Source organism: Chryseobacterium sp., from assembly GCF_008014695.1.
In the GTDB taxonomy this organism is placed as follows: domain Bacteria; phylum Bacteroidota; class Bacteroidia; order Flavobacteriales; family Weeksellaceae; genus Kaistella.
In genome coordinates this window covers 287,577-309,102 of sequence record NZ_VOXE01000001.1, presented here as the reverse complement: position 1 = coordinate 309,102, position 21,526 = coordinate 287,577, and the positions used below count along the sequence as shown (strand labels likewise).

Genomic DNA, 21,526 nt, shown 5'->3' with positions numbered 1-21,526 from the left:
TAAATGGTTTTATTTTGGTTTAAAAATCTGATGGTCTGATGTGCCTTAAAAAGCACATCAAACCTTTCAAATATCATCTTAGTTGTATTTAGAAGCCAATTCTGTAGCGGCCTGCTTCAGAACTCCTGTAATCTGGTCATCAATCTTTCCGGATTTGATGGCTGCCATTGTATCAGGATGCTTTGATCTTAAAAACTCCACGTATTCCTTCTGGAAAGCTTTTACATTTCTGATCGGGATGGTTCTCAAAAGATTTTCAGTTCCTGCGTAAATCATAGCCACCTGAGAATCTACAGGAAGCGGTGAATTTACCGGCTGCTTCAAAATTTCTACGTTTCTTTCCCCTTTAGAAATTACGCCAAGTGTTGTAGCATCAAGGTCAGAACCGAATTTAGCAAATGCTTCTAGTTCCTTGTACTGAGCCTGATCAAGCTTAAGCGTTCCTGAAACTTTTTTCATGGATTTAATCTGAGCGTTACCTCCAACTCTGGATACAGAAATACCTACGTTGATGGCAGGACGTACTCCGGAGTTAAACAAATCTGTTTCAAGGAAAATCTGTCCGTCGGTAATAGAAATTACGTTCGTTGGGATATAAGCAGAAACGTCACCTGCCTGAGTTTCGATAATTGGAAGCGCAGTTAAAGAACCGCCCCCTTTTACAATTGGTCTTAAAGAATCCGGTAAATCATTCATCTGAGATGCAATCGTGTCATCTTTGATCACTTTTGCAGCTCTCTCCAACAATCTGGAGTGAAGATAGAAAACGTCTCCTGGATACGCTTCACGGCCCGGTGGTCTTCTCAACAAAAGAGAAAGTTCACGGTAAGCAACCGCCTGTTTTGATAAATCATCATAAATGATCAAAGCCGGTCTGCCTGTGTCACGGAAAAATTCTCCGATTGAAGCTCCCGCCATTGGCGCGTACACCTGCATTGGAGTCGGGTCGGAAGCGTTAGCAGCTACCACAACGGTATATGCCAAAGCTCCTTTATCTTCAAGTGTTTTTACAATTTGTGCCACAGTGGAAGCTTTTTGCCCAACTGCAACGTATATACAGAATACAGGCTCGCCTGCATCATAAAATTCTCTTTGGTTCAGAATCGTATCAATCGCAACCGTAGTTTTACCGGTCTGACGGTCACCAATGATCAACTCTCTCTGTCCTCTTCCAACAGGAATCATGGAATCGATGGCAACGATACCCGTTTGAAGCGGTTCGTTTACCGGCTGACGGAAAATTACTCCCGGCGCTTTTCTTTCCAAAGGCATTTCAAAAAGTTCACCTGCAATCGGTCCTTTACCGTCGATAGGGTTACCCAAGGTATCCACTACTCTACCCAACATTCCTTCCCCAACTTTGATCGAGGAAATTCGGTTGGTTCTGTTTACTGTATCACCTTCTTTTACCAGTTTGGATTCTCCAAGAAGTGCAACACCAACGTTGTCCTCTGCAAGATTCAAAACGATTCCTTCAATACCGCCTTCGAATTTTACCAATTCACCGTACTGAACATTTTCCAAACCGTATACTAGAGCGATACCATCACCGATGGTTAAAACAGTTCCCACTTCTTCTACATTTGACTGCGTGTCGAAATTGGCTAACTGTTGTTTAAGGATTGCAGATACTTCTGCCGGATTTATTTCTGCCATTTTATGGTTGTTTTTGTCTTAATTTAATTGAAATTCTTTTTTAAGCTGCGTCAGTTTGGACCGTACCGAAGCATCAATCTGCTGGTCACCGACTCTTAAAACATATCCTCCTAAAATTTTAGGGTTGATGATGGTTTTCACGTCAAATTTATTGTCGTGGTTCACCAGGGAAGAAGATTTCAGAATATTCTGGATATTTCCTTCAGACAGTGATGATGCGGAAGTTAAGGTGATTCGCTGAACCCCGTTAATATCCTCCACTTTATTGATGAATTCCTGAGCAATATTCTGCATTTGGCTTTCGCGACCCTGTTTGATGACCAACTGGATCATGTTCTGAGCTATGGGTGAAAAGCTTCTAAAGATCTCCATCGCGATGCTGATCTTCTTCTTTGTATCGATTACCGGGGAAGCGAAAAAATTCTGCAGTTCCTTGGATTTTTCAATGGTTTTCACAATATCAGCCATTTCACTGTACACAGAATCGGTTTTCCCGGATTCCTGAGTGAAATTAAGCAGACCCTGCGCGTATCTTTTTGCTACTTTACTTGTAAGCATTTAGTTCAAATTAGATTTGTTAAGAATATTCTCTACCAAAGCATTTTGAGCACCGTCGTTATCAAGCTTCTGTCTCAGGATGGATTCTGCGATGCTTACCGACAAAGAACCGATTTGGTTTTTAATATCGGACATTGCAGCAGATTTTTCAGCCTGAATGGCCTGTCTTGCCTGCGCAATCATTTTGTCGCCTTCAACTTTTGCAAGATCTTTCGCTTCACCAACAATTCTGTCCTTGATTTCCCGTGCTTCTTTCAGGATATTATCGCGCTCTACTTTCGCTTCACGGATAATATTCTCATTTTCGGCTTTCAGGTTTAAAACTTCCTGCTTAGCAAGTTTGGCCTGATTCAGGGAATCAACGATGGTTACTTCTCTCTCGTTAACAGCATCCATGATCGGCTTCCAGGCGAACTTTCTCAGAACAAAAAGCAAGACCAAAAAGATCACCGTCTGAATGATGAATAAACCTGATGAAAAATTTTCTAATAATCCCATAAGAGTTATAATAAAATATTGTAATTAATTTTTAATTTTTTAAAAAATCACCTGCCGTAACCAACCGTTCCCGGCAAGTGATATTGTTTTGCAGCTTCTTAGTTTACTGCAAACAATGCAGCAAAAGCAACTCCTTCTACAAGGGCTGCAGCGATCAACATCGCCGTTTGAAGTTTACCAGCTTGTTCTGGTTGTCTAGCCATACCTTCCAAGGCAGCAGCACCGATTTTACCGATACCGATTCCTGTTCCGATTACTACTAAACCTGCACCGATGATTTTTGGCATTTCTTGCATAATATATAATTTTAAAAAATTAGTTCTGTTTAATGAAGTTCAACTTGAACTTGTTTCTTTTTACTTAGCTCTTTCTACTTGGCTCTCAATTAATGATGAGCTTCTTCGTGGTGATGTTCCTCATTCGCCATTCCAAAATATACTGCTGAAAGCATGGTGAAGATATACGCCTGTAAAAACGCGACCAGCACTTCCAGTAAATACAGAACGAAGGTCAGGAATGGGAAAGCCACTCCAGCGATCACATTCTGGAAATAATAGATGAGTGCAATTAAGCTCATGATGATGATGTGCCCTGCCGACATGTTTGCAAACAAACGGATAAGGAGGGAAAAAGGCTTGATGAATACCCCGATAATTTCAATAGGCATCATGACGATCTTCATTGGCCAAGGCAATCCCGGCATCCAGAAAATGTGCTGCCAGTAATTTTTATTTGCTGTAAACTGGGTCACAAAAAAGGTGATTGTGGCCAGCGCAAGGGTAATGGCGATGTTTCCGGTCACATTAATTCCGAAGGGCATCAATCCGAAAATATTCAGGAAAAGGATAAAGAAAAATACGGTTAACAAATAACCCATGTATTTTTTGTATTTGGGGCCGATGTTCGGCTTTGCAATTTCATCTCTCACAAAAAGCACCAAGGGTTCGAGGAGTTTCCCCGCTCCCGTAGGAACCAGCGATTTTTTATAGTTTCTGGCCATGGAACCGAAGATCCATATCATCAGTAATCCTGTCAGGATGATCATCAGCACACTTTTGGTGATGGAAAGGTCCAGAACTTTTTCGTTTTCAGCGTGACCGTCTTTGTTCAGCTGAAGTGTTCCGTTTGCGTCAGTTTTTAAGATCTTCTCATGGTAAAGTGCGTAATGAGCACCTTTGCTTTCAATCACATTATATTTTGTACCATGCGCATCTTTCATTTCTGCACCGTGGTGAAATTCAGAACTCATGAAAGAATGAAAACCGTTGGCTTGATCGTAAAACATCACAGGAAGCGGAAATCCGATGTGTTTTTCGGTACCGTCGGCATTTTTTGCCACCATGATATCAAAGCTGTGCCCATCAAGAAGGTGATGATCGATAAAACTTTTATTTTCAGTTTTAATTTTTTCCTGCTCTGAAACGGGTGCCGAAATTTCTGTTCCGTTGGCATGCTCAGCAGTAACCGCAGTTCCGTGCTGTGCGAACGATGTAGAAAATGTCGATAAAAATCCTATTAGAAGTACTACTCTTTTCAGCATTGAGATATCTTGTTTTAAAGTTTTGCAAAAATAGAACAAATAATCATAATATAAAAATCAATTTTTACTGATATTTTTCATCTTTTGGGCTTTCTTGGGCATCTTCCCGCTGGATCAGTTTCACCGAATACAGCGTCTCGATGACCAGTGAAATCAGGTAAGGAATGATAAAATGAACCTTATAGTTCGGGACTTCGCTCAAATTAAGCTTTTTCATAATCAGAAACATGATCATGAGCTTAAACATGACCAGTCCCATAAAGGCAAAACCGATGTAAGTGGGATAGATTTTTTTGATAAGCGAGAGGATGGTAATCACCATCGTGAAAAGCACCGTAAGAAAGAGGTAATATTTGATAAAAGTGGTCTCAAAACCGATTTCCAATATCTGCCAGATCCCAAAGTGGACAAAAAACATGACAAAATAAAGGATGATATAAAGGGTGGTATTTTTCATTTTCATAGCGGTGCGTTTATTTTTAAGAAGAAGTTCCGGAGCCTCCATTTTTTGGGGCTGTATTTTTTGGCAAAGCAGGTTGGTCCTCGCCCTGCACTTTTTTCAGCTGCCGCAGCAGGCTGTAAAAAGCCAGTCCCATCCCCAGAAAGCCGATGCCTATGGTTAAAAGGTTGCTGTCGATTTCAAAGTAGTCGTTCAGCTTTTTTCCGCCCCAGAACGAAAGTCCCATCGTTGCAAGCAACTGAAAAACAATTGCGGAATACACGCCGTACTGTCGAAGGCCGTTTTTCGCAAACTTTTTTTCGTCTTCCTGACTGAAATCCTGCTCTTCAGTGTTTTTTTCGGGCATCTTAATATTTTCACAAAGATATGTTTTTTGCAGGTTTGATTAAAGATGATTGAGGTGCTGATGAAGTAAAATACAACAAAATGAATTTAAAAAATAAAAAATCCTTATTTTTGCAGATCATTACTAAAAAATTATGTTCAACAGTTTACAGGATAAGTTAGATAAAGCGCTTCACAACATCTCAGGGCGCGGGAAAATCACCGAAATCAATATTGCGGAAACGGTAAAGGAAATCCGCCGTGCACTTGTTGACGCCGATGTGAATTACAAGGTGGCGAAAGATTTGACCAAAAGGGTTCAGGATAAAGCTTTGGGACAGAATGTTCTCACCAGTCTGACGCCGGGACAGCTCATGACGAAAATCGTTCACGACGAACTGGTAGATCTGATGGGCGGAACGCATGAAGGCATCAATCTTTCGGGAAAACCGAGCGTTATTCTTATCGCGGGACTTCAGGGTTCTGGAAAGACTACTTTTTCCGGAAAACTCGCAAATTATCTAAAACAGAAAAAAAATAAAAAACCTTTACTGGTAGCCTGCGACGTTTACAGACCGGCCGCAATTGAACAGCTGAAAATCCTCGGCCAACAGACCGGAATTCCTGTCTATACCGAAGAGGGCGCTTTAAACCCTTCCTCGATCGCTGAAAATGCGGTGAAATTCGCAAAAGAAAACGGCCACGATGTCGTGATTGTGGATACAGCCGGACGTTTGGCGATTGATGAGCAGATGATGAATGAGATCAAATCGGTTCATTATTTCATCAAACCCGATGAAACGCTTTTTGTGGTCGATTCAATGACCGGTCAGGATGCCGTGAATACTGCAAAAACCTTCAACGAGGCTTTGAATTTCGATGGCGTTGTTTTGACAAAACTTGACGGTGATACAAGAGGTGGAGCGGCTTTAACGATCCGTTCGGTGGTTGAAAAACCGATTAAATTCATTTCGACCGGGGAAAAAATGGAAGCGCTGGACGTTTTCTATCCGGAAAGAATGGCAGACCGGATCCTCGGAATGGGAGATGTTGTTTCTTTGGTTGAAAGAGCTCAGGAACAGTTTGATGAAGAGGAAGCCAAAAAACTCCATAAAAAAATTGCCAAAAATGAGTTCGGTTTCGATGATTTCCTGAAACAGATCAACCAGATCAAAAAAATGGGAAATATGAAGGATCTGATGGGCATGATTCCCGGAGTTGGAAAAGCCATGAAAGACGTGGACATTCAGGACGATGCCTTTAAACATATTGAAGCCATTATTTATTCGATGACTCCGGATGAAAGAAGAAGACCTTCGATCATCAATACCCAGCGAAAAAGCAGGATTGCCAAAGGCGCCGGTAGAAAAATTGAAGACGTGAACGCGCTGATGAAACAGTTTGAACAGATGGGCAAAATGATGAAAATGATGCAGGGACCTCAGGGAAAACAGATGATGGAGATGATGAGCAAAGGAATGCCGAAAGTTCCGGGAATGGGCGGTAACCTTTTCGGAAAATAAAATTTGAGAAATTATACTTAATTAAAAATCCCGAATCAATTGATCCGGGATTTTTTTATAATCTCTGAGACATAATCTCGTCATTTCAAACCAAGGAACTAGAAAGTATATCCCAAACCTATCTGCAAATAACTCATTGTTGTTTTTGAATCCGAAGCAGAACTTTCTTCTAAATTGCTTAGGCCGATGTTATATCTTGCTTCTGCAAAAAGTCCTTTGTAGAAGGTATATTGTCCGCCTACGTGCACCCCAAAATTGGTTGACTTCATATTCTCCTCCAATGATTTTTCCATTTCATTCTCCAATGCAGTAAACTCACCTTCGATTTCTGAAATAAACTCAGCCGGGATATTGGTATCTTTAATAGACATTTCCACTTTTGTAGAAGTGCGGAATCCAACAAAAGGTCCTGCCGAAAGCGAGAACGAAGGGGTTACATAATACTTCGCTGAGACCGGAATTAGAATTTGGTTTACGGCAATATCAGTGTCCAAAGTAAAATTTAGAGTTCCATCGTCATAACCTCCTGTCATTTTTCCACCTAAACTCGCATATTGAACATCTGCCTGTAAAGCAAATTTCTCGTTAAGTTTATGTTCTACAAACCCACCTACATAGTACCCAGAACGGGATTTCAGATTCATGTCGATTCCTTCGAATTCACTCATTTCATCAGATGCGAATGAAGAACTGGCATAACCTGCCTTCAGTCCATAAGTGGTTTGTGCAGAAGCTGCAGTGCAAAACAGCAGAGATGCTGCGATCCATAAATTTTTCATAGTTTTAATTTTTAATTGGCTAAAATACTGTTAATTAATGTTAAAAAACAAGAAATTAATAAAAAAAATCCCGCGTAATAGCGGGATTTTTAATAAAATTCAGATTATTTGCTGAATTTGTACGCTAATCCAATCTGGAATACGTTATTTTTAGACGCTTCATCATTTGGGTTATCTTTGATGATGCCTGTAATTCCTGAAACATATCTTGCGTTAATACCGAAGTTAGGGGTGAAAAAATATCCTAATCCCAATCCGATACCAAAATCGAATGAGTTCAAATCATCTTTAAGATCAACACTTTCACCTTCTCCTTTTAATTTACCGCTCATTAAGAAGCTGAATTCCGGTCCTGCTTCAAAATAAAATTTAGGAGTTGCGTTATACTGGAACATCACGGGAACAGAAATATAATCAAGATTCATGTCTACTTCCACTACGCCGTCATACTTTGCTCCTTTTCCGCTGTAAATAATTTCAGGCTGAATGCTGAAGCTCGCAGCTAGCGGCGCGTTCATAAATACACCACCGTTGAAACCTATTTTAGATTTGGATTGGGCAAAGTTTGATACTGAAGAAACGTTAACCCCGGCTTTCAAACCAAAAGTCTGAGCGTTCACAGCTCCAAAAAGTGTCAAAGCACCTACTAAAAATAATTTTTTCATGTTTATTGTTTTTTAAATTAAACGAGCGCAAAATTAAAAATAAGGATGAATTGTACAAAAACCTTGGAAATGATTTTTATCATAAAAAAATCCTGCATTGCTGCAGGATTTAGTGTTTTTATTTGAACTTTGATTAGAAAGAGTAACCAATTCCTAATGAACCTGTTGGTAAAACTCCGCTTGCTTTAAGGTTATCACCATAAAAAGTTTCATCAGCTGCGTTGTTCCACTTATATTTGAAAGATTTGTAAGAAGCACCCAAGTTGATGTCCAATGTAATACCTGAATCAAAAATCCACTGGTAACCTGCTCTTAAACCACCCCCGATTGCTGAGATATCGGCTTCAGCTGACTGGGTTTCAGTTGGCATTGAGGGATCCATACTAAAAGAAAAGGAATTTTCAATTTTCACTTTTCCTGCTGTATAATCTGCCACTGCGGCACCATAGAAACCGGTCATGGCCTCATCAAAATAGTAACGTCCCTGTAAACCTCCGCCATAAGTGGTGTATTTGTTACTCCCGAACTTAAAGCCTCCGTAACCAGCGCCGATAACGCCGGAAAAATTATCTCCCAATTTGTGTTCGAAGGTAATAAGGTCAGAACCTCCTAACAATGCCGCTGGATTAACCTTGATTGAATTTTCCTGGGCGTTTACCGCTCCAAACAGTGCCAAAGCACCCACCAATAATAATTTTTTCATGTTTTATATTTTAGTTAAAAAAGTTTTCAGTTATGGTTATTATCATACACTGCCCAATTATAATTGCATTTTTAAAAGAGCAGATGAATTGTAAAAAGTTTTTAAAATTTATAGGAAATCCCTATTTTTCCGCCGTTAAAGACGCCTCCTGCATTGGCTTCAGCATTGATGCCGAAATTATTGCTGAAATAATATCGACCGCCCACCTGTGCTGAAACTCCGGGTTCCGACTTGTAAGGATCATGGTAATTAGGATTGTTCGGATGATCGAAATTGAAGGAATTGAATCCCACTGTTAAACCGGCATAAAAATCAAAGTTATCGGGTATGCTCATCAGCGTATTGAAGTGGTAGTTTCCGTTTACTCCTACACCGAGCCATCTGCCACGGGTATCATTGTCGTAATCTTTATCTCCAAAACGCGCTTCAATACCTACGGTTACATCTTTATATACACCATAATCCAAACCGGCATACAAACCTACATTTTCTGCATAACGGTGAGGCAGAGCCAGACCCGCATTCAACTGCAAATCTCCTTTCTGGACACGCTGCCCAAAAAACGTTGCAGAAATCATTACTGCCGCTGAAATTATTATTTTCTTCATATTCATTGTTGTGCGACAAATATAAAATTATTAATCTAATTAACAAATTATTAACTAAATTTTTAAAAATAATTCGTTAAACCCCTTTTAATAGTATAAATAGAACAATATTTCGTTGAAGTGTATATGTGAACAACTACTCTTCGCGCTGTCGTTTTTCTTCATTTCCATAGGCATTGATGATTTTCCGCACTACAGGATGACGTACCACATCTTCATCGGTTAAATGTACAAATCCGATTTCTTTCACATCTTTCAGGATACGCATGGCTTCTTTTAAACCGGATTTCTGGCGGAGCGGCAAATCTACCTGACTCGGATCACCGGTAATGATGAACTTGGCGTTCATTCCCATTCTGGTAAGAAACATTTTCATCTGCAGATGCGTCGTATTTTGGGCTTCATCCAGAATCACAAAAGCTTCGTCAAGTGTGCGTCCGCGCATAAAAGCCAGTGGCGCGACTTCAATTACTTTTTTTTCGATATAACCTTCCAGTTTTTCGTGCGGGATCATATCCCGAAGCGCATCATAAAGCGGTTGTAAGTAAGGATCGAGTTTTTCCTTTAAATCTCCGGGTAAAAATCCGAGGCTTTCGCCGGCTTCTACGGCGGGCCTTGTAAGTATAATTCTCTTCACTTCTTTATCGCGGAGTGCTCTTGCTGCCAAAGCAACGCTTGTGTATGTTTTCCCTGTTCCCGCAGGACCAATTGCAAAAACCATATCCTTAACCTCGGACTCTTTTACCAGTTTTTTAAGATTTGTGGTTTTGGCTTTGATCACTTTACCGTTCACGCCTTTAACAATGATATCCTGATCAAAAACGAGCTGTTTTTCGGTTTCATCTTTTAAATTGAGTATATTCTCTATATCTTTTAAAGTAATGGAATTGTTTTTCGAAATAAACCCGACGATATCATCCAGCTTCTGCTCCATAATATCTAAAGCTTCGCGGTTGCCCATGGCAAAAACAAAGTGGTCTCGTCCGGTAATTTTTAAGGTCGGAAAGCTGGATTTCAGCACATTGAAAAACTGATTGTTCACTCCGTAGAAAGTCTTAATGTCGATCCCGGAAATTTCATAGTTGACTTCAAACATCTATTAATTGTTTTGTTTAGAATATTTTTTAAAAATATAATTTTTATTTCAGATACCAAGTTTAATTTTATGCAATGGTGCAGAAAATATTTTTTTAATTTAAATTTGCCCTCTCACGGTTATATTTCAATGTCAGTTATCACATTTACTTCAGATTATGGTTTGGTAGATCACAGAGTGGCTTCTGTGAAAGGCAGGATCCTGAGCCTGAAAGAAGACATCAGACTGGTCGATATTTCACACGAAATACAGGCATACAATCTACTGCAGACCGCTTATATCGTTCGGAATTCCTATTCGTTTTTCCCGAAAGACACGGTTCATATTATATCGGTCGACAGTTTTTATACGAAAGAAAGGAAAAGCATCATTTACAAAGCCAACGGCCATTATTTTATCGCAGCAGACAATGGAGTACTGAGTCTTATTTTCTACGACATCCAGCCCGAAGCGGTTTACGAAATTACGCTCAACAACCGTTTTGATGATGAAGTGAGTTTTACCTCCACCGATATTTTTGCTCCGGCGGCAGTTCATCTTCAGAACGGCGGACTTCCTGAAGTGATCGGAAGGAAATTCAAGAATCCCAAACAGCTTTCTTTCCCGAGGCCCGTTTTCAATGAAAATGAAAATATGATTATCGGCGAAGTGATGTTTATTGATAATTTCGGGAATGTAGTTTCCAACATCCACAAAAAATTCTTTGAAAAAAACGGAGTGAACTTTGAAAATTTCATTGTAAAATTCAGAAATCTTGCTTTGACAAAAATTTACGGCCAGTATACCGACGTGGTGACAGACTGGAAACTTGAACCGGAGTCCCACGGCAAATCTGCAGCAATTTTCAATGACGCAGATCTTTTAGAACTTACGATTTACAAAGGAAATATTAACAACGGCGCTAAATCGCTTTTCGGGCTCAGCGTAGGTGAAAAAATCTATGTGGAATTTGCCTGATTATACTATTCTCAAAAAATGTTCAATTTTTTATATATTTGTGAAAATCTAAAAATTAAAAATGGCAGAATATAAATTACTACTTCCTTCCATGGGTGAAGGCGTGATGGAAGCGACAATTATCAGTTGGATGTTCAGTGAAGGAGATACGGTTAAAGAAGACGATTCCGTTGTGGAAATTGCTACAGATAAAGTTGATTCCGACGTTCCGACACCGGTTTCGGGGAAAATCATCAAAATTCTGAAGCAAAAAGATGATGTCGCAAAAATTGGCGAGGCCATTGCCATTCTTGAAGTTGGAGGTGAAGGTGAAGCAGTTGCAGAACAGTCTCAACAACCAAAAACTGCCGAAGAGGTAAAAACAGACATCCCTCAGCTTTCGGAGGCTGACGTAAAAGAACTTGAAAAACCCGTAGTAGCATCAGCTGGTCAGGAATTTTCGGGAGATTTGTATTTATCGCCATTGGTGAAAAATATCGCACAGCAGGAAAATATTTCCGAAAGTGAGCTTAAATCCATCAAAGGAAGCGGTATCGAAGGTAGAATCACAAAAGAAGATATCCTGGCTTATGTTTCCAACAGAGGTATCGTTACCAGCGAAGCGAAGCAAACTGTTTCAGCTCCTCAGGCAGCTGCTCCTGCAGCTCCGCAACCTGCGGCACCGGTTTCTGCACCAATTGCAGTTGGCGCGGGCGACGAAGTGATCCAAATGGACCGCGTTCGTAAAATCATCGCCGATGCGATGGTGAATTCAAAAAGAACTTCTCCGCACGTAACTTCGTTCATTGAGTCTGATGTGACAAACGTTGTGAAATGGAGAACCAAACACAAAGATGCTTTCGAAAAACGCGAAGGTGAAAAACTGACTTATATGCCGATCTTCGTGAAGGCCATTGTAAAAGCGATTCAGGATTTCCCGATGATCAACGTTTCTGTAGACGGCGATAAAATCATCAAAAAGAAAAATATCAATATCGGAATGGCAACGGCCCTTCCGGACGGTAACTTAATTGTTCCGGTGATTAAAAATGCCGACCAACTTTCCCTTTCCGGACTTGCTAAAGCGATTAACGATCTTGCTTACCGCGCGCGAAACAAAAAACTGAGACCGGAAGACACTCAGGGCGCCACCTACACGATTTCGAATGTCGGTGGTTTTGGGAATCTAATGGGAACACCAATTATTCCTCAACCACAAGTTGCTATTTTAGCGGTCGGTGCCATTGTAAAAAAACCGGCGGTTCTGGAGACAAAAGACGGCGACGTTATTGCAATCCGCCATTTAATGTTCATGTCTCATTCTTACGATCACCGTGTGGTAGACGGTTCACTTGGTGGAATGTTCCTGAAACACGTTCACGATTACCTGCAGAACTGGGATCTGGATACCGAAATATAGAAATAAATGATGATGAACCTCCGGAAATTCCGGAGGTTTTGTTTTGAGAAATGTATTGGTTTATCTTTCTTTTTCGGCGGCGGCTTCGCCGCCGCCGAAACAATATTCAAGCGTTCAAGTCCATTTTTCTGCAATTCAGGACAGCAAACATCACTATACATTCAATAAAAAACCAACCTAATCCATTAATTACTTGTACATTCTAATTAAAATTTATATTTTTGCACCTCGAAATAAATAACAAATATTTTAACATTATGAACAATTACGAAACTGTTTTCATTTTAACTCCCGTTCTATCTGATGCTCAGGTGGAGGAAGCAGTGAAAAAATTTGAAGATCTGATGACTTCACACAATTGCGAAATCGTTGCCAAAGAAAACTGGGGACTGAAGAAATTAGCGTATCCTATTCAACTGAAAAAGAATGGATTTTACACTTTAATTGAATTTAAAGGTGAAGGAACCGTGGTAGCAGATTTAGAGCTGGCTTTCAAACGTGATGAGCGAATCATCCGTTTCCTGACCACTAAACTGGACAAACACGCAATCGACTATGCAGTTACCAGAAGAACAAAAGTAAAAACTGCAAGAGCTTAATTTTAACCCTCTAAAAAATTACAGAATATGGCAATAGATGATATGGCTAAACAAGCCTCAGCCGGAGGAGAATCAGAAGTAAAATTCCTTACTCCACTTGATATTAATACAAAATCACAGAAAAAATACTGTAGATTCAAAAAATACGGAATTAAGCATGTGGATTATAAAGATGCTGACTTCCTTCTTCAGTTCGTTAACGAACAGGGTAAAATTTTACCTAGAAGATACACCGGAACTTCTTTGAAATACCAGAGAAAAGTTTCTTCAGCAATCAAAAGAGCAAGACATTTGGCTTTGATGCCTTATGTTGCGGATTTATTGAAATAATTATTTAACCCAAATAGTTGTTGGCTGTTTTACAAAAACGCCTAACTTCTAATTAAAAAAGGACAACAACAATGGAAATTATCCTAAAAAAAGATGTAGAGAACTTAGGACTTGAGTTCGATACTGTAAACGTTAAACCAGGTTATGCAAGAAACTTCTTGTTGCCGCAGGGAATTGCTCTTTTAGCAACTCCAAAAAACAAAGCACAGCTAGAAGCTACTTTGGAAGCCAGAAAAGAAGAAGAAGCTCAGCTAATCGCAGATGCCAACGCAATTGTTGAAAAACTGAAGAAAACTTCCATCACCATCGCTACAAAAGTGGGTTCCGGAGATAAATTGTTCGGATCCATCAACAACGCTAATCTTTCCGAAGAATTGGCTAAAGCAGGTGTTGCTGTTGATAAAAAATACATCAAGATTCCTGGGAACACGATCAAGAGAACAGGTAAAGTTGAGGCCATTATCAGACTTCACAGACATGTTGAATACAATTACGCATTCGACATCGTTTCTGACGCTCCACCGGCGCCGGCAGCTCCTAAACCGGCTCCTGCCCCTAAAAAAGTAGAGGAAACTCCTGCTGAAGAAGCATAAGGAAAATTTCTTTTCAATACAGAACCACTCTAATTTTTAGAGTGGTTTTTTATTTTCTGCCTCTGAACTCTGCCATCGTATCATAGATACCGAAGACATGATCCATCACCCAGTCAAAGGCCGGAAGCGGTAAAATTCCCTGCGAGAGTCTGATGAACCAGTAAGGCAATGGCATAGCGAGCATTTTTCTTTCGCTTTCAATGGCTTTGATGATTCTTTCAGCAGTGCTTTCGGGCTCCAGAATCGGAAGCAGTTTCGATTTCACCCCATCAAACATGCCGGTGTTGATGAAAAAAGGCATAATCGTGGTAACGGAAACCCTTTTTCCCAGTTGTTCCATTTCCAGCCGCAGACTGTCACTCCAGCCGGTCACCGCCCATTTTGAAGCGGCATATACTGCCATTTTCGGGTTCGAGATCAATCCTGCAGAAGAAGCGATGTTGCACACCGAACCGCAGTCGGTCTTCATCATTTCCGGCAGAAACTCCAGACAGATGTGCATGGGAGCATTTGCATTCACGAGCATGCTTTTGGAGATGTCATCATGGCTGTGTTCATGAAAATATTTGCCGACAACGATTCCTGCATTGTTGATAAGGATATCAATCTTTCCGGCTTCAGTTCTCGTTTTTTGCGCGGTGATGCGGACTTCATCTACATTCATTACATCCACGGTAAAAGCAATCACCTGAATTCCGAAACCTGAAAACTCATTTTTCAGCAATGCGAGTCCTTCTTCGTTCCGGTCCCAGATCACGAGGCACCGGACTCCTCTTTCCAGCGATTTTCTCGCCATTATTTTTCCGATTCCCGATGCACCTCCGGTAATGAGCACCGTTTTACCTTTAAAATCCATTTTTGAATGATATCAGTTTTTATGGTTAAATTTGTTCTAAATCAGAAATAAATATAATGAATTTCCACGAAATATTAACCGGACAGAGAGCACTCTTCAGCAGCCAGAAAACAAAGAACCTAAACTTCAGGAAAATGTATCTTGAAAAGCTGAAAACCGTCATCACAGACCATCAGAATCTTCTCTGTGAAGCCATTTACAGTGATTTCGGAAAATCGGAATTCGACACCTTTACCACTGAAATTTCATTCGTATTAAAGGATATCGACTATTATCTGAAAAACCTGAAAAGGTTGGCGGGACCAAAAAAAGTCTGGACCAATCTCGTGAATCAGTTCGCTTCCAGTAAAATTTACACCGAACCTTTGGGATGTACGCTCGTCATCGGTGCATGGAACTATCCTTACCAGCTTTCCCTTTCGCCGGTGGTTGCATCTTTGGCGGCCGGAAACACGTGTATCCTGAAACCGAGTGAAGTGGCGGAACATTCCATGAAAGCCATGGCAAAAATCATCAACGAAAATTTCCCGAAAGACTACCTGCACGTTGTGGAAGGCGGTGTTGAGGAAACGACCGAACTCCTCAAACTGAAATTCGATAAAATATTCTTCACAGGAAGTCCGCGCGTGGGTAAGATTGTTTACGAAGCCGCCGCGAAACACCTCACACCCGTAACGCTGGAACTGGGCGGTAAATCTCCCGCAATTGTAACCTCGCACGCCGATTTTGAAGTGGCCGCAAAACGCATTGTGTGGGGCAAATTTCTGAATGCCGGACAAACCTGCGTGGCTCCTGATTATATTCTGGTGGATGAAAAAGTGAAGGAAAGCTTCCTGGATGCCATGACCCAGTATCTGAAGAAATTCAGCTACACTGCAGACGCGAAACATTATACAAGAATCATCAACACCAGGAATTTCGAAAGGCTCACCAGATTAATTGACCCTGAAAAAGTATATCATGGGGGAAACAGCGATGCGGCCATTCGTTATATTGAGCCTACCCTGCTCCACAATATTTCCTGGGACGATACCGTGATGCAGGAAGAGATCTTCGGACCCATCCTGCCCGTCCTCACCTTTCAGAATTTTAATGAAGCGCTGCTCAGGATTTCGGAACAGGAAAAACCTCTTGCTGCTTATCTTTTTTCCGGAAATGCCGAAGAAAAAGAACTTTTTACGCAGAAAATTTCTTTCGGGGGCGGCTGCATCAATGATGTGATGATGCATCTGAGCAATGACCATCTGCCTTTCGGAGGCGTTGGAAATTCGGGAATGGGGAATTACCACGGCAAATATGGTTTTGAAGCATTTTCGCATCAGAAATCCGTGCTCGACCGGGCAACGTGGGGCGAACCCAATCTCAAATATCCGCCATATACCGATGAGAAACTGAACTGGATTAAACGATTAATGTAATTTTAGAAAGATCTTTTGATCAAAAGCAAGTTGAGTATAAATGCAAAGTAATTTATTTAAAAGCAACCTGTTTTGGAAAAAGAATGGATCATTCATAGAGTGCCTCAGCAAAAACAATACTCCTGAATCTTTCAGGAGCATTTTTTATTTTCAGTTCGCTTAAGAGGCTTTAGGCGCCCATTTGGTAAAGAAATCTTTCACCTTTTGGAGATTGTAACCTTTTTTGCCGTCTTCGAGCACCGCACTGTCCTGCGTGTGGATCAGCTTGCCGTTTTGATCCAGTACCATGAAAACCGGATACCCAAACTTATCTCCAGGATTACCGTATTTTTTAAAGATGGCTTCGTTCTTGTTTTCCGGAGACCAGTTCAGGTGGTAATACACGTAATTCTGGTCTACTGCTTCTTTAAGTTCAGGTGTTTTTTTTACATAATCATTAAATCTCAAACACCAGATACACCAGTTTCCACCGGCCTGAATCATAACGTTCTTGTTTTCTTTTTTTGCAAGAGTCACCATTTCTGCGATTTTCGCTTCTGCATTGTCTTCCGGATGATAAGGCTTCTCCAATTTAGCCATTTCTTCTGCAGCACGTTTCTTCTTTGCTTCGAGTAGTGCAGCACTGTCAGTCTTTGTAGCAACTACAGTATCTGTCGAATTGGTTTCTGTGCTTTTATTGTCGGTTTTCTGTGAACACGCTAAAAAACCGGTGAATATACATCCTGCAACAAACAGGTTCAGACTTTTTCTTTTCATTTGATCGTTATTTTGACTTCGAATATAAGGATTTATTGGTTAGAGGAAAACGAAATTCTCTCCGTTTTATTATTATCACTAAATTAGCGGCTCGTTTATGAATTTTTTATTTAAAATTGTTTCCCTGATCTCACATCTGCCGCTGAAAATACTTTACGTTTTCGCGGATCTTATATTTTTCTTCACTTTCTACGTGTTCGGTTACCGAAAAAAAGTGGTCAGAGAAAATATCAGAAACTCTTTCCCTGACAAAAGCGAGCAAGATCTTCAAAAGATCAGAAAGAATTTCTTTATTAATTTCTCCGATTATCTGGTGGAAACGGTACGGTCTTTCAGCATTTCGCAGCACGAACTCCGGGTTCGGGTGCAGCATCTGAACCGGGAAGTTTTCGAAGAAGCCAAGGAAGAAAAAAAGAACATCATTCTTCTTGCTGGACATGTTTTCAATTGGGAATGGTTCAATGCTTTAGCCCAGATCGTACCGCAGGAACACTGCCATCCTGTTTACCGGAAAGTTAACAACGAATTTTGGGAAAACCAGATTAAGAAAATCCGCAATAGTTACGGGAACGAGGCTTTGGAAGCCAATGACGTCATCAAACATATTTTCCGGAACACCAACGATGGTAATTCCATTTATATGTTCGTAGCCGATCAGACTCCGCATGTGGATCTGGTGGATTTCGGTCTTGAATTCCTGCACCAACGGACTCCGGCATTCATCGGATACGACAAGCTGGCGACGAGAATGGATCTGGTATTTGTATACTGTGAAATGAAAAAGGTAAAACGTGGTTTTTATCAGGTAAATTACCACCGGATCTATCCCGACGGAGAAAAATTCACGCAATTCGAAGTCGTGAAAAAGTTTCATAGACAGCTGGAAAATACCATCAGGAAAAGACCTGATAACTATCTGTGGTCGCACCGCAAGTGGAAAAACGCACACGCCATCAAAACATACAACGACCAATAATTTCGCATTGAAAACTGCAATCGTCATACTGAACTGGAACGGAAAAAACTGGCTGGAAAAATTCCTGCCCAGTGTGACTCAACATTCCGAACAGGCAGAAGTTTACGTCATCGACAATGCGTCGACCGACGATTCTGTTACCTTTCTCCAGCAGCATTTTCCGGAGGTTAAGATTGTAAAAAATATTGAAAACAGAGGATTTGCAGGCGGTTACAATGAAGGATTAAAAAATATAAAAGCCGATATTTACTGTCTCCTGAATTCAGATGTGGAAGTCACCGAAAACTGGCTGAAACCGATTTTCAAAATTTTTGAAAAAGACCAAGATGTTGCAGCTATACAGCCAAAAATACTCGATTACAACCGCAGAAATTTCTTTGAATTTGCCGGCGCAGGTGGTGGCTTTATCGACAATTTGGGTTATCCGTACTGCCGCGGAAGAGTTTTTGAAAATATTGAAGAAGACCACGGTCAGTACAACGATGAAACAGAAATTTTCTGGGCTTCAGGCTGCAGTCTTTTCATCCGTGCTGATGATTTTTGGGCGCAAAAAGGCTTTGACGGAAGGTTTTTCGCGCATCAGGAAGAAATTGACCTTTGTTGGCGGCTCAAAAATTCAGGGAAAAAGATTTTCTATACTGGAAAGTCGACCGTTTATCACGTAGGCGGCGGAACCTTAAACAAACAGAGTTCCGGAAAGACCTTTCTCAACATGCGAAATAATCTTACGATGCTGCTGAAAAACCTTCCGTTCCCGAGATTGATCTGGATTCTGCTTCTGCGGCTCATCCTGGATGCCGGGGCTGCGTTTTATTTCGGATTTAAAATGGGATTTCCTCATTTTTGGGCAGTGCTCCGGGCACATTTCAGTTTTTATGCTCACATCGCGCGAACTTTGAAACTCCGGGGAAAACATCAGATTCCAAATTACTACAATAGTAAATGGCTTATTTTTAAGCACTTTTTATAAGTTTTTTTCTGGATCTTAACCTCGAGATATAAGCAAATAAACACTACATTTATATCAATGAATGCAGATGTATATTTAGCCCTCACCATTATTGCCGTTGTCATTCTGGTCATCGGCTTATTCATCTATTTTTTTCAGCACCGTTTTTTCTTCCAGCCCGAAAAGCTTGCCCCCGATTTCAAATTTGCCTACGAACATTTAAAAGCTGAAGAAAAAACCGTGGAACCTGAGCCCGGTGCAAAAATCAACTATCTCCATTTTATGGTTGATGAACCCAAAGGAGTAGTGATCTATCTGAAAGGAAATACAAAAAGCATCAAAGGATGGGGAAAATTTGCAGTCGATTTCACCAGACTTGGTTACGAAGTGATCATGATGGATTACCGCGGTTTTGGTAAAAGCACAGGAAAGAGAACGATGGAAGCGATGAAAAGAGATTCGCAGTTCATTTATGACATTGTAAAAAAAGAGTTTTCCGAAGAAAAAATTGTCGTATACGGCCGTTCTTTAGGTTCCGGATTTGCAGCGAGGCTGGCTGCAAAAAACAATCCTAGGCTTTTGATTTTAACCTCACCCCTCTATTCGCTGCTGCGGACCATTCACCGCTATCTCCCGTTTATGCCGGCAAAACCGTTTTTAAGGTACAATCTTCCTACTTTTCAGTATCTTAAAAAGGTGCGCTGTCCGATAAAAATTATCCACGGAAGCGACGACAGGCTGGTTCCAATCAGTACTGCGGTGGATTTGTCCGAAATTAATCCGAAACTGACGCGGCTGTATGTGATTTTGGGAGCGGGACACATCAATATCCACCAGTTCGAAGAATACCATCGGGTAATGGAGGAAATATTTAACGAAAGAAAAATATTCATTGATGCCGAAAAAACAAGTTTAAATATCAATCACCGAAATTAATGGCGCGTGTAAGTCGGGCCAATCGATTATCTTTGCTGAAATATAGAAAACTGAATGGAGCTACTTATTATAGTGCTGCTTGTACTGCTTAACGGAATTTTTTCAATGTCTGAAATGGCTCTTGTTTCCTCAAGAAAATTCAAACTTGAGAATGCACAGAAAAAAGGAAGTTTGGGCGCAAAAAAAGCACTGGAACTTTCTGAAAATCCGACCAGATTCCTGTCTACAGTACAGATCGGAATCACGCTTATCGGTATTTTACTCGGGGTTTATTCCGGAGAAAACCTGACCGCTGATTTCCAAAGTTTTCTCAATGGTTTTCCCGCACTTCAGCAGTATTCCGATACTTTATCAACTGCAGGAATCGTGCTTTTTATTACCTATCTCTCCATATTGCTGGGCGAACTGCTTCCGAAAAGAATTGCCATGACGTATCCGGAAACCATCATCACTTTGATCTCCAAACCAATGGACATCCTTTCAAAAATCACGTCTCCGTTTGTCTGGCTGCTCACCACTTCCAACAATTTACTGCTGAAACTGATGGGCATTAAAGGCAAATCCGACAGCATTGTTACAGAGGAAGAAATCAAATCCATCGTGAAAGAAAGCGCACAGGAAGGCGAAATTGAGCAGATCGAACACAATATTGTGGAAAGGGTCTTCGAACTGGGCGACCGGAAAATCAATACCCTTCTTACCCACCGTACGGCGATGGCCTTTCTGAGTATTGATGAAAGTCTGGAAAGCATTGTTGAAAAAATCAAAAAAGAGAAACACACCGCCTATCCCGTAACCCAGGGGAATAATCTGGACGATATTATCGGAATTGTCCTGCTGAAAGATCTTTTTCCTATTGAAGACACTGAAAACTTTGACCTGAAAAAGTATCTCAAACAGCCGATCTTTCTGAATGAAAACTATTTCGCTTATAAGGTTTTGGAACTTTTCAAGATCCAGAAAAACCATTACGGAATCGTGATTGATGAATACGGAAATACAGTCGGAATGGTAACACTTGATGATGTTCTGGATGCGCTCGTAGGCGATACGGCAACCGTCGATAATTTTGATTACCGCATTACCCAGCGCAGCGACAACTCATGGCTCGCCGACGGGCAGGTGCCCATCGTGGAATTCATCAAATATTTCGACCTGACCCATGAATTTGAGAACAAGGACAACTACACCACTCTGGTAGGGTTTTTTCTCAACGAAAATAACCGAGTAACCCAGGTCGGCGATAAAGTGACTGTGGATAACCTGGAACTCGAAATAATCGACAAAGACGGGCAGCGGGTCGATAAAATTCTGATTACGAGAAAAGACAGCAAAGATTAATTAACA

The 21,526-nt window shown here is 40.8% G+C and carries 25 protein-coding genes; 11 read left to right on the top strand and 14 right to left on the bottom strand.

The genetic code is table 11. The annotated features are described in order from the left end of the window. Nucleotides 1–78: 78 nt before the first annotated feature. The 7 genes from atpA to FUA25_RS01450 form a co-directional block, all read right to left on the bottom strand. On the bottom strand, nucleotides 79–1,656 hold the full coding sequence (atpA, locus tag FUA25_RS01480; RefSeq protein WP_147755124.1) for a F0F1 ATP synthase subunit alpha: 1,578 nt from the start codon (nucleotides 1,654–1,656) through the stop codon (nucleotides 79–81). A gap of 18 nt (nucleotides 1,657–1,674) precedes the next feature. Then, nucleotides 1,675–2,214: an ATP synthase F1 subunit delta gene (gene atpH, locus FUA25_RS01475; RefSeq protein ID WP_147755123.1), complete on the bottom strand. Its 540-nt coding sequence runs from the start codon at nucleotides 2,212–2,214 to the stop codon at nucleotides 1,675–1,677. Then, nucleotides 2,215–2,712: a F0F1 ATP synthase subunit B gene (gene atpF, locus FUA25_RS01470; RefSeq protein ID WP_147755122.1), complete on the bottom strand. Its 498-nt coding sequence runs from the start codon at nucleotides 2,710–2,712 to the stop codon at nucleotides 2,215–2,217. 98 nt (nucleotides 2,713–2,810) lie between these two features. Further along, complete coding sequence (gene atpE, locus FUA25_RS01465) at nucleotides 2,811–3,008, bottom strand: ATP synthase F0 subunit C (protein WP_027377418.1); 198 nt, start codon at nucleotides 3,006–3,008, stop codon at nucleotides 2,811–2,813. Between the two features lie 89 nt (nucleotides 3,009–3,097). Then, nucleotides 3,098–4,252, bottom strand: coding sequence for a F0F1 ATP synthase subunit A (gene atpB / locus FUA25_RS01460; RefSeq protein ID WP_147755121.1), 1,155 nt, complete (start codon nucleotides 4,250–4,252; stop codon nucleotides 3,098–3,100). Nucleotides 4,253–4,316: 64 nt separating this feature from the next. After that, nucleotides 4,317–4,709 carry a hypothetical protein gene (locus FUA25_RS01455; RefSeq protein ID WP_147755120.1) on the bottom strand — a complete coding sequence of 131 codons (393 nt, stop codon included), beginning with the start codon at nucleotides 4,707–4,709 and terminating at the stop codon, nucleotides 4,317–4,319. A 22-nt stretch (nucleotides 4,710–4,731) separates the two neighbouring features. Beyond that, on the bottom strand, nucleotides 4,732–5,058 hold the full coding sequence (locus FUA25_RS01450; RefSeq protein WP_147755119.1) for an AtpZ/AtpI family protein: 327 nt from the start codon (nucleotides 5,056–5,058) through the stop codon (nucleotides 4,732–4,734). Nucleotides 5,059–5,191: 133 nt separating this feature from the next. Here FUA25_RS01450 and ffh point away from each other — a divergent pair, with 133 nt between their 5' ends. Continuing rightward, on the top strand, nucleotides 5,192–6,559 hold the full coding sequence (gene ffh / locus FUA25_RS01445; RefSeq protein ID WP_147755118.1) for a signal recognition particle protein: 1,368 nt from the start codon (nucleotides 5,192–5,194) through the stop codon (nucleotides 6,557–6,559). A 98-nt stretch (nucleotides 6,560–6,657) separates the two neighbouring features. Here ffh and FUA25_RS01440 read toward each other — a convergent pair whose 3' ends face one another. The 5 genes from FUA25_RS01440 to FUA25_RS01420 all read right to left on the bottom strand — a co-directional run bounded on the left by FUA25_RS01440 (nucleotide 6,658) and on the right by FUA25_RS01420 (nucleotide 10,410). Then, nucleotides 6,658–7,338 (bottom strand): porin family protein, encoded by a 681-nt coding sequence (locus tag FUA25_RS01440; protein WP_147755117.1) that lies wholly within the window; start codon nucleotides 7,336–7,338, stop codon nucleotides 6,658–6,660. Between the two features lie 104 nt (nucleotides 7,339–7,442). Next, a complete protein-coding gene (locus FUA25_RS01435) occupies nucleotides 7,443–8,003 on the bottom strand; it encodes a porin family protein (RefSeq protein WP_147755116.1) in 561 nt (186 codons plus the stop codon). 133 nt (nucleotides 8,004–8,136) lie between these two features. Then, nucleotides 8,137–8,706, bottom strand: coding sequence for a DUF3575 domain-containing protein (locus FUA25_RS01430; protein ID WP_147755115.1), 570 nt, complete (start codon nucleotides 8,704–8,706; stop codon nucleotides 8,137–8,139). A gap of 101 nt (nucleotides 8,707–8,807) precedes the next feature. Beyond that, on the bottom strand, nucleotides 8,808–9,314 hold the full coding sequence (locus FUA25_RS01425; protein ID WP_147755114.1) for an outer membrane protein: 507 nt from the start codon (nucleotides 9,312–9,314) through the stop codon (nucleotides 8,808–8,810). 136 nt (nucleotides 9,315–9,450) lie between these two features. Then, nucleotides 9,451–10,410, bottom strand: coding sequence for a PhoH family protein (locus tag FUA25_RS01420; RefSeq protein WP_147755113.1), 960 nt, complete (start codon nucleotides 10,408–10,410; stop codon nucleotides 9,451–9,453). A 129-nt stretch (nucleotides 10,411–10,539) separates the two neighbouring features. Here FUA25_RS01420 and FUA25_RS01415 point away from each other — a divergent pair, with 129 nt between their 5' ends. The 5 genes from FUA25_RS01415 to rplI all read left to right on the top strand — a co-directional run bounded on the left by FUA25_RS01415 (nucleotide 10,540) and on the right by rplI (nucleotide 14,288). Next, nucleotides 10,540–11,367: an S-adenosyl-l-methionine hydroxide adenosyltransferase family protein gene (locus FUA25_RS01415; RefSeq protein WP_147755112.1), complete on the top strand. Its 828-nt coding sequence runs from the start codon at nucleotides 10,540–10,542 to the stop codon at nucleotides 11,365–11,367. 61 nt (nucleotides 11,368–11,428) lie between these two features. Further along, entirely contained in the window at nucleotides 11,429–12,766 is a 1,338-nt protein-coding gene (locus FUA25_RS01410; protein WP_147755111.1) for a dihydrolipoamide acetyltransferase family protein, read from the top strand. A 257-nt stretch (nucleotides 12,767–13,023) separates the two neighbouring features. Further along, on the top strand, nucleotides 13,024–13,365 hold the full coding sequence (rpsF, locus tag FUA25_RS01405; RefSeq protein WP_147755110.1) for a 30S ribosomal protein S6: 342 nt from the start codon (nucleotides 13,024–13,026) through the stop codon (nucleotides 13,363–13,365). Nucleotides 13,366–13,392: 27 nt separating this feature from the next. After that, complete coding sequence (gene rpsR / locus FUA25_RS01400; RefSeq protein ID WP_147755109.1) at nucleotides 13,393–13,695, top strand: 30S ribosomal protein S18; 303 nt, start codon at nucleotides 13,393–13,395, stop codon at nucleotides 13,693–13,695. 71 nt (nucleotides 13,696–13,766) lie between these two features. Beyond that, nucleotides 13,767–14,288 carry a 50S ribosomal protein L9 gene (rplI, locus tag FUA25_RS01395; protein WP_147755108.1) on the top strand — a complete coding sequence of 174 codons (522 nt, stop codon included), beginning with the start codon at nucleotides 13,767–13,769 and terminating at the stop codon, nucleotides 14,286–14,288. Nucleotides 14,289–14,337: 49 nt separating this feature from the next. On the opposite strand, the gene FUA25_RS01390 is transcribed toward rplI, so the two are convergent. Continuing rightward, entirely contained in the window at nucleotides 14,338–15,144 is an 807-nt protein-coding gene (locus FUA25_RS01390) for an SDR family oxidoreductase (RefSeq protein ID WP_147755107.1), read from the bottom strand. Nucleotides 15,145–15,200: 56 nt separating this feature from the next. On the opposite strand from FUA25_RS01390, the gene FUA25_RS01385 reads away from it, so the two are divergent. Then, nucleotides 15,201–16,562 (top strand): aldehyde dehydrogenase, encoded by a 1,362-nt coding sequence (locus FUA25_RS01385; protein ID WP_147755106.1) that lies wholly within the window; start codon nucleotides 15,201–15,203, stop codon nucleotides 16,560–16,562. A 159-nt stretch (nucleotides 16,563–16,721) separates the two neighbouring features. Here the strand turns inward: FUA25_RS01385 and FUA25_RS01380 are convergent, their stop codons facing one another. Beyond that, a complete protein-coding gene (locus FUA25_RS01380) occupies nucleotides 16,722–17,318 on the bottom strand; it encodes a thioredoxin family protein (protein WP_147755105.1) in 597 nt (198 codons plus the stop codon). A 97-nt stretch (nucleotides 17,319–17,415) separates the two neighbouring features. On the opposite strand from FUA25_RS01380, the gene FUA25_RS01375 reads away from it, so the two are divergent. From FUA25_RS01375 to FUA25_RS01360, 4 genes are read left to right on the top strand one after another with little or no spacing between them, the layout of a single operon-like run. After that, nucleotides 17,416–18,294, top strand: a complete 879-nt coding sequence (locus FUA25_RS01375; protein ID WP_147755104.1) for a lysophospholipid acyltransferase family protein — start codon at nucleotides 17,416–17,418, stop codon at nucleotides 18,292–18,294. Nucleotides 18,295–18,301: 7 nt separating this feature from the next. Next, complete coding sequence (locus FUA25_RS01370) at nucleotides 18,302–19,264, top strand: glycosyltransferase family 2 protein (RefSeq protein WP_147755103.1); 963 nt, start codon at nucleotides 18,302–18,304, stop codon at nucleotides 19,262–19,264. A 57-nt stretch (nucleotides 19,265–19,321) separates the two neighbouring features. Further along, entirely contained in the window at nucleotides 19,322–20,179 is an 858-nt protein-coding gene (locus FUA25_RS01365; protein ID WP_147755102.1) for an alpha/beta hydrolase, read from the top strand. Between the two features lie 54 nt (nucleotides 20,180–20,233). Continuing rightward, nucleotides 20,234–21,520, top strand: coding sequence for a hemolysin family protein (locus FUA25_RS01360; RefSeq protein WP_147755101.1), 1,287 nt, complete (start codon nucleotides 20,234–20,236; stop codon nucleotides 21,518–21,520). Nucleotides 21,521–21,526 lie beyond the last annotated feature (6 nt).